Source organism: Mycobacterium sp., from assembly GCF_050701675.1.
In the GTDB taxonomy this organism is placed as follows: Bacteria; Actinomycetota; Actinomycetes; order Mycobacteriales; family Mycobacteriaceae; genus Mycobacterium.
This window is the reverse complement of the sequence record NZ_JBOGDD010000942.1, coordinates 1-6,697: the sequence shown is the minus strand read 5'-3', so window position 1 is coordinate 6,697 and position 6,697 is coordinate 1. Positions and strand designations below refer to the sequence as shown.

The 6,697-nt window shown below is 66.9% G+C and carries 7 protein-coding genes; 2 read left to right on the top strand and 5 right to left on the bottom strand.

What is annotated here, in order from left to right; translation table 11 throughout:
• The first annotated feature begins 285 nt into the window (after positions 1 to 285).
• Positions 286 to 1,014, top strand: coding sequence for a cutinase family protein (locus tag ACRDUX_RS28600; protein WP_526418844.1), 729 nt, complete (start codon positions 286 to 288; stop codon positions 1,012 to 1,014).
• Here the strand turns inward: ACRDUX_RS28600 and ACRDUX_RS28595 are convergent.
• From ACRDUX_RS28595 to ACRDUX_RS28585, 3 genes are read right to left on the bottom strand one after another with little or no spacing between them, the layout of a single operon-like run.
• On the bottom strand, positions 1,011 to 1,850 hold the full coding sequence (locus ACRDUX_RS28595; RefSeq protein ID WP_526418842.1) for a transglutaminase-like domain-containing protein: 840 nt from the start codon (positions 1,848 to 1,850) through the stop codon (positions 1,011 to 1,013). The two genes, ACRDUX_RS28600 and ACRDUX_RS28595, sit on opposite strands and share 4 nt — an antisense overlap.
• A gap of 1 nt (position 1,851) precedes the next feature.
• Positions 1,852 to 2,829: an alpha-E domain-containing protein gene (locus ACRDUX_RS28590; protein WP_526418840.1), complete on the bottom strand. Its 978-nt coding sequence runs from the start codon at positions 2,827 to 2,829 to the stop codon at positions 1,852 to 1,854.
• Positions 2,829 to 4,541, bottom strand: coding sequence for a circularly permuted type 2 ATP-grasp protein (locus ACRDUX_RS28585; protein WP_526418838.1), 1,713 nt, complete (start codon positions 4,539 to 4,541; stop codon positions 2,829 to 2,831). Before ACRDUX_RS28585 ends, ACRDUX_RS28590 begins: the two co-directional genes overlap by 1 nt.
• 161 nt (positions 4,542 to 4,702) lie before the next feature.
• On the opposite strand from ACRDUX_RS28585, the gene rpsT reads away from it, so the two are divergent.
• Entirely contained in the window at positions 4,703 to 4,963 is a 261-nt protein-coding gene (gene rpsT / locus ACRDUX_RS28580; protein WP_526418836.1) for a 30S ribosomal protein S20, read from the top strand.
• A 4-nt stretch (positions 4,964 to 4,967) separates the two neighbouring features.
• On the opposite strand, the gene holA is transcribed toward rpsT, so the two are convergent.
• Both holA and ACRDUX_RS28570 read right to left on the bottom strand, forming a co-directional pair.
• Entirely contained in the window at positions 4,968 to 5,906 is a 939-nt protein-coding gene (holA, locus tag ACRDUX_RS28575; protein ID WP_526418846.1) for a DNA polymerase III subunit delta, read from the bottom strand.
• A gap of 21 nt (positions 5,907 to 5,927) precedes the next feature.
• A partial coding sequence (locus ACRDUX_RS28570) for a ComEC/Rec2 family competence protein (protein WP_526418834.1) occupies positions 5,928 to 6,697 on the bottom strand: 770 nt, incomplete at its 5' end.

Here is a 6,697-nt window from a genome sequence, read left to right as displayed (position 1 = left end):
CGTTCGCTTCACATCAACACTCAGATCGCCGGGATCGTGCGTTCGAGCACGTACTGCGCCACCTAGTACTGCCAATGCCAGTTAGGCGAGAGCCCGCTAGCCGTTTGCCGAGGACGGCAAGTCCGATCGGCCTCTCGCACCGCCGCCTCGCGATGCGAATTGGCAACCGTCGGAGTAGGTTCCATAATTGCTTAGTTTGCAATGCGAATGACCTGGGTAGACGCTGGACGTCTATCGGGGAGCAACGGAGCCGGCCCGCGTCGAGCACGAGATCGGATAGTCGACATGAAGATACTTAGTCGTTGGTTCGCCATCATGGCGTCAGTGGTGGCGGCGGGGACGGGTTCAGCCGTCGTTGCCGCCCCGGCGTACGCCGCTGCCTGCCCGGATGTACAGGTGGTGTTCGCGCGGGGCACCTTCGAGCCGCCCGGCGTCGGTGCGACCGGACAGGCGTTCGTCGACGCACTCCAAGCGAGGACCGGCGGCAAGTCGGTCGACGTGTACCCGGTGAACTATCCGGCGTCACTCGACTTCGCCACGGCGGCGGACGGCGTGATCGACGCAGGCAACAAGCTCCGTGACACGGCGACGAGCTGCCCCGATACGAAGATCGTGGTCGGCGGCTACTCGCAGGGTGCCGCGGTGGCCGCCTACCTCACCGAGGACGCCGTCCCCAAGGGGTTCAACCTGCCCCCCGGCCTCACCGGACCGATGCCACCCTCGGTGGCCGATCACGTCGCCGCGGTCGCGTTGTTCGGCAAGCCGTCGAGTGGATTCATGCAGATGATCTACACGGGCGCGCCGCCGATCAACGTGGGCTCGCGGTACACGTCGAAGACGACCGACCTGTGCATCCAGGATGACCCGGTCTGCTCGCCGGGTGGGGGCGACAACGGCGCCCACGGCATGTACGCCGCCGACGGTCTGACCGATCAAGCGGCGGACTTCGCGGCGAGCAAGCTGCCGCGGGGCGGGTCGACCGAACCCGTCGACCAAGCCAGCGCTCACGGCTAGGCCAGGCGGGTGATCTCCACGACGACGTCGAGGTCGGTGGACCCCTCTCCCGAGTAGATGCCCTTGAGCGGGGTCACGTCGTGATAGTCACGGCCGACGCCCACGCTGATGTACTGCTCGGTGATCTCCTTGTCGTTGGTGGGGTCGTAGTTCCACCAGCCACCCGTCCACGCCTGTATCCACGCATGGCTCTGACCGTCGATGGTGTCACCGACCTTCGCCTTGGCGTTCGGATGCAGATAGCCGGACACGTAGCGTGCCGGAATACCCATGCTGCGCAACAGAATCAACGTCAGGTGGGCGAAGTCCTGGCAAACGCCCTTGCCCTCGCGCAGCGCGTCGAGCCCCGATGAGTGCACGCCGGTGGTACCCGGCACGTACGCAAGCTCGGCGTGGACCCACTTCGCCGCCTCGACGATCGCCTCCTGCGGATCGTTGTACTTGGCGATGCGCTGCCCAACGCGGGTCATCCGCCTGCTGGACGGGACGAACTCCGACGCCACTAGGTACTCGTCGTACTTGTCCTTGACCGCCGCCGAGGCCAGGTCCTCCCAGGTCAACGTCTCCTCGGGCAGTTCGCCCTTGTCGGTCTCGACGACCGACGACGCCGTCACTTCGAGTTCAGCGTGCGGAGCGTGGAGGTCGAAAGCCGTTACGGCCGTTCCCCAGTAGTCAACGTAGCGATAGGACCGGGTGGCCGGCACCGTCTCGACCCGGTTGAGCACCACGTTCTGCCGGGAGTCCGAGCGCGGCGTCAGCCGGGCCTCGTTGAACGACGCGGTGACCGGCGACTTGTACGCGTAACCGGTGGCGTGGATGACCCGCATGCGCCACATGTCAGACCTCTCCTTCTTCGATCACCAGCGAGCCGTTTCGACCGGCATCGGTCCACGCGACCCACGGCGCCGAATAGAAGTACTCCACCGCAAGGGCCTCACCGACGTCGGCGCAGGTGGTCTGCAGCGCGCCGAGTGTTTCCTCAAGGGACTCCAGCAGCACGCCCGGTCGCAGGAATTCCAATTCGCTTCTGGCGCGGCCGAGTAGGCGCTGCGCCTCGGCGGTCGCGCCGACGCGGTTGAGCCTGCGGTGGTGCAGTTCGTCGAGGCTGTGTTCGGCCAGCCTCAGGGAATACATGATGGACCGCGGGAAGAGCCGGTCGAGCATCATGAACTCGACGACGCGACCCGCGTCCAGCACGCCCCGGTAGGTGCGCAGGTAGGTGTCGTGCGCGCCTGCCGACCGCAGCACGGTCACCCAGGCGGGCGATGACCCGCTGTCGCCGACGCGGGACAGCAGCAGGCGCACGATCATGTCGACGCGTTCGATGGCCCGTCCGAGCACCATGAACCGGTAGCCGTCGTCGCGGGACAGTGTGGAGTCGGCGAGACCGGCGAACTGTGCCGCGCGGCCCTCGATGTAGGACAGGAATTCGTGAGGCCCGAGTCGCTTGGCGGCGCGTTCGCGCTCCGGTAGCGCGTTGTACGTCGTGTTGAGGCACTCCCAGATCTCGGTCGACGTGACTTCTCTTGCACCACGGGCATTCTCACGTGCCGCCGAGATCGAGTCGACGATCGAACAACCGCCCTGGGTGTCGCGGCTGAAGGCGACGAGGTCGGTCAGCGACCACAGGTCGAGCTCGGTGTCCGGCGGGTCGATGCCGAGCACCTTCAACAGGGTTCGCGACGCCTGGTCGGGGTCGACGCTGGAGTCCTCGAGCAGCTGATGCACGGTGACGTCGAGGATTCGGGCGGTGTCATCGGCCCGTTCGACGTAGCGGCCGATCCAGTACAGCGATTCCGCGTTGCGGGCCAGCATCAGTCCACCGCCTGCCGTTGCTGTTGTTGCTGTTGTTGTTGCTGCTGCTGCTGATCCTGCGGACCCATCGCCTGGGACTGTTGCTGCTGCGAGGAGCCGTCACCGTTCTTGTCGGCCTTGGAGCCCTTGGGCGCCTTGGGCAGTACGCGCACGACCTCGGCGGCGGCCAACTCGCGGTCGGCCGCCGACGTGCGGGACGCGAGCACCCAGGTGTCCTTCGAACCGCCGCCCTGGCTGGAGTTCACCACCAGCGACCCCTCCGGCAGCGCCACCCGCGTCAGTCCGCCTGGAAGCACCCACACGTCGTCGCCGTCGTTGACCGCGAAGGGCCGAAGATCGACGTGTCGCGGTGCAAGGTTGTCGTCGATCTGCGTTGGCACCGTAGACAACTGAACGACGGGCTGGGCGATCCACCCCCGCGGGTCGCTGCGGATCTTCTTGGTGATGGTGGCCAGTTCCTTCTCGGATGCCTCCGGCCCGAAGACGATGCCGTAACCGCCGGATCCCTCGACGGGTTTGATCACGAGTTCGTCGACCCTGTCGAGCACTTCCTCCCGCTCGTCGTCGAGCCAGCACCGGAAGGTGTCCACGTTGGCCAGCAGCGGCTTCTCACCCAGGTAGTACTCGATGATCGTCGGGACGTAGGTGTAGACGAGCTTGTCGTCGCCGACCCCGTTGCCCACCGCACTGGAGATCACCACGTTGCCCGCGCGTGCGGCATTCAGGATCCCGGCCACCCCGAGTACGGAGTCGGGCTTGAAGTGCATGGGGTCGAGGAACTCGTCGTCGATGCGGCGGTAGACGACGTCGACCTGACGCTCGCCCTCGGTGGTGCGCATGTAGACGGTGTTGTCGCGGCAGAAGAGGTCGCGGCCCTCGACGAGTTCGACGCCCATCTGCCGAGCCAGCAGCGAGTGCTCGAAGTATGCCGAGTTGTAGACGCCCGGCGTCAGCACGACCACCGTCGGATCGGCCTCGTTGGAGGCTGCCGCGTTACGCAGGGCGCGCAGAAGGTGCGACGCATAGTCGCCGACCGAGCGCACGCGGTGAGTGGCGAAGAGATTGGGGAAGACCCTCGCCATGGTGCGTCGGTTCTCCATCACGTACGACACCCCCGACGGCGAGCGCAGATTGTCCTCCAGAACCCGGAAGGTGCCCTGCCCGTCACGCACCAGATCGATGCCCGCGACGTGGATGCGAACGCCGTTGGGCGGCACGATGCCCGCCGCCTCGCGGTGGAAGTGCTCGCACGACGTGATGAGCCGGCGCGGGATCACTCCGTCGCGCAGAATCTCCTGCTCGCCGTAGATGTCGTCGAGATACATCTCGAGGGCCTTTACGCGCTGGGTGATGCCGCGCTCGAGGCGCGACCACTCGGCCGCCGAGATCACCCTGGGTACCAAGTCCAACGGGAAGGGTCGCTCCTGCCCGGACAGAGAGAACGTAATGCCCTGGTCGATGAACGCGCGGCCGAGCGCCTCAGACCTCGCAGCGAGCTCCGACGCGTCCGAAGGAGCAAGCTCGGCGAAGATGCCCTTGTAGGGTCCACGCACGTTGCCCTGGGCGTCGAACATCTCGTCGAACGCCTTCGAATAGTCGCCGACGTTGTTGTAACCGCCGAATATCCCGTCGTGTCGTTTCTTCGAGGAAGCAGCCTTTCGGGACGATCGACCATTTTCGGACGGCAAGGTTCGAAGGCTCACCTGTGACATGCTGCCCCACCTGTCGAGTTTCGGCAGGCCAGTGGCCCCTCGGTTTCGCACGCATTGGGGATTTACCCCCGGCGCTGGTAACCTGAACCCTCGCTGCCCGTTGTCGGGCGCCCATGAACAACTTTGGTAAACCCAAGCTGACATTTAGAAGGAACTGACGCGTGGCCAACATCAAGTCGCAGCAGAAGCGCATCCTCACCAACGAGCGCGCCCGACTGCGCAACCAGTCGGTGAAGTCGGCTCTTCGCACCGCTGTCCGCGGATTCCGTGCAGCCATCGACGCTGGTGAGAAGGACAAGGCAGCCGAGTTGCTGGTTTCGACCAGCCGCAGCCTGGACAAGGCCGCCAGCAAGGGCGTCATCCACAAGAACCAGGCGGCCAACAAGAAGTCCGCGCTGGCGAGCGCGCTGCACAGCCTCTGACTCGCTAGCCTCCGGCCAGTTCGGCCACTCTTCGCACCGCCGACTCGAGCGCGTAGTCGGGATCCGCTGCCGCGCCTTTGACATCCGCGTTCAGCGCGGCCACCAGGCGCATCGCCTCCGCGACCGAGTCGCGCGACCATCGCCTCGACTGCTTCTGCGCCTTCTGCACCCGCCACGGCGGCATGCCCAGTTCTCCGGCCAGCCGGTAGGGATCGCCGGACAACGGACCGACCCTCGCGATCGCATGAACCGCTTCGGCCAGTGCGTCGGCCAGGACGACGTGCGGTTCGCCGCCGATCATCGCCCAGCGCAGCGCCTCGGCGGCACCAGAAACGTCGCCCGCGACCGCCATGTCGGCGATGTCGAAGCCCTTCACCTCGGCCTTGCCACCGTGATAGCGGCGCACTGAGGCCGCATCGACGTTGCCGCCGGTGTCGGCGACCAGCTGCGAGCAGGCTGCCGCGAGTTCGCGGATGTCGGAGCCGACCGCGTCGAGCACCGCGGTGACCGTGTCGTCTCCGACCTTGACCTTGAGGGTGCGGAACTCACGACGGACGAAGTCCGCTCGCCCGCCGACTTTGATCTTCTCGCATGGATGCACCTCGGCGCCGAGCGACTTCAGCTGATCGGCCAGCGCCTTGGCGCGTCCTGCGCCCGAGTGCACGATGACGAGCACCGTGCCCGGCTGGAGGTCCGCGGCAGCCTCGGCGATCAGCGCCACGGCGTCCTTGCCCGCCTCGGCGGCGGCCTCGAGGACCACGACCCGCTCATCGGCGAACAGCGACGGGCTGAGCAACTCCGCGAGTTCGTTCGTACTGACCTCGCCCGCACGCATGCGATCCACGGGCACGTCGTGGGTTCCCGCCTGCTTGCGGGCCACCCGCAACACGTCGGCGATGGCGCGGTCGACGAGAAGGTCTTCATCACCCAGCACGAGGTGCAGTTGGCTCACGCTCCGATGGTGTCACGGCCCACCGACCGCATCGACACCCTGCCCCGCCACCGACCACGCCACCAGGCACATCGCCGCCACGGCCAGGCCAAGGCGTCCCCACCTGAACCGCCACAGCAGCACCGAGGCGATCCCTGCGCCTGCCACGCTCACCACGCCGGGCATGCCCGACGGAACGGGCACGACGGCGCCAGGCAGTGCCGATGTCCAGTGTGCGACGTGTACCAGCCACCACAGCTCGGGGCCGGTGAACCGGATGAGCAGCTGCGCGGCGGCCGGCCACAACGGCGTCAGCGCGGCCGCGGCGGTACCGATCACCGTGATAGGTGGAATGACGACCGCCACCACGAGGTTCGCGACGATCGCCACGACGCTGACGGTGCCCGATATTCCTGCGACGAGTGGCGCCGTGACCAGGTGTGCAGCGGCGGCGACGCTGACCGCCGCAGCCAACGGCATGGGCCAACCACGCTCGACGAGCCGAGCCGACCACACGGGCGCGATCACGACGAGCCCGGCCGTTGCCGAGACGGACAACGCGAACCCGACGTCGACCGCGAGTTCGGGGGCGGCGACCATCAGCACCAGGACGCAGGCCGACAGCGCCGGTATCGCCTGTCGTCGCCTTCGCGAGACGACCGCGAACAAGGCGATGGCACCCATCACGGCTGCGCGCAGCACGCTCGCCGAGGGTTGGACCACGATGACGAAGGCGACCAGTGCCACCGCAGCGAGCCCGACGGCGGCCCGCGGACCGACCAGTCCCGCCGTGAGTAGCACCG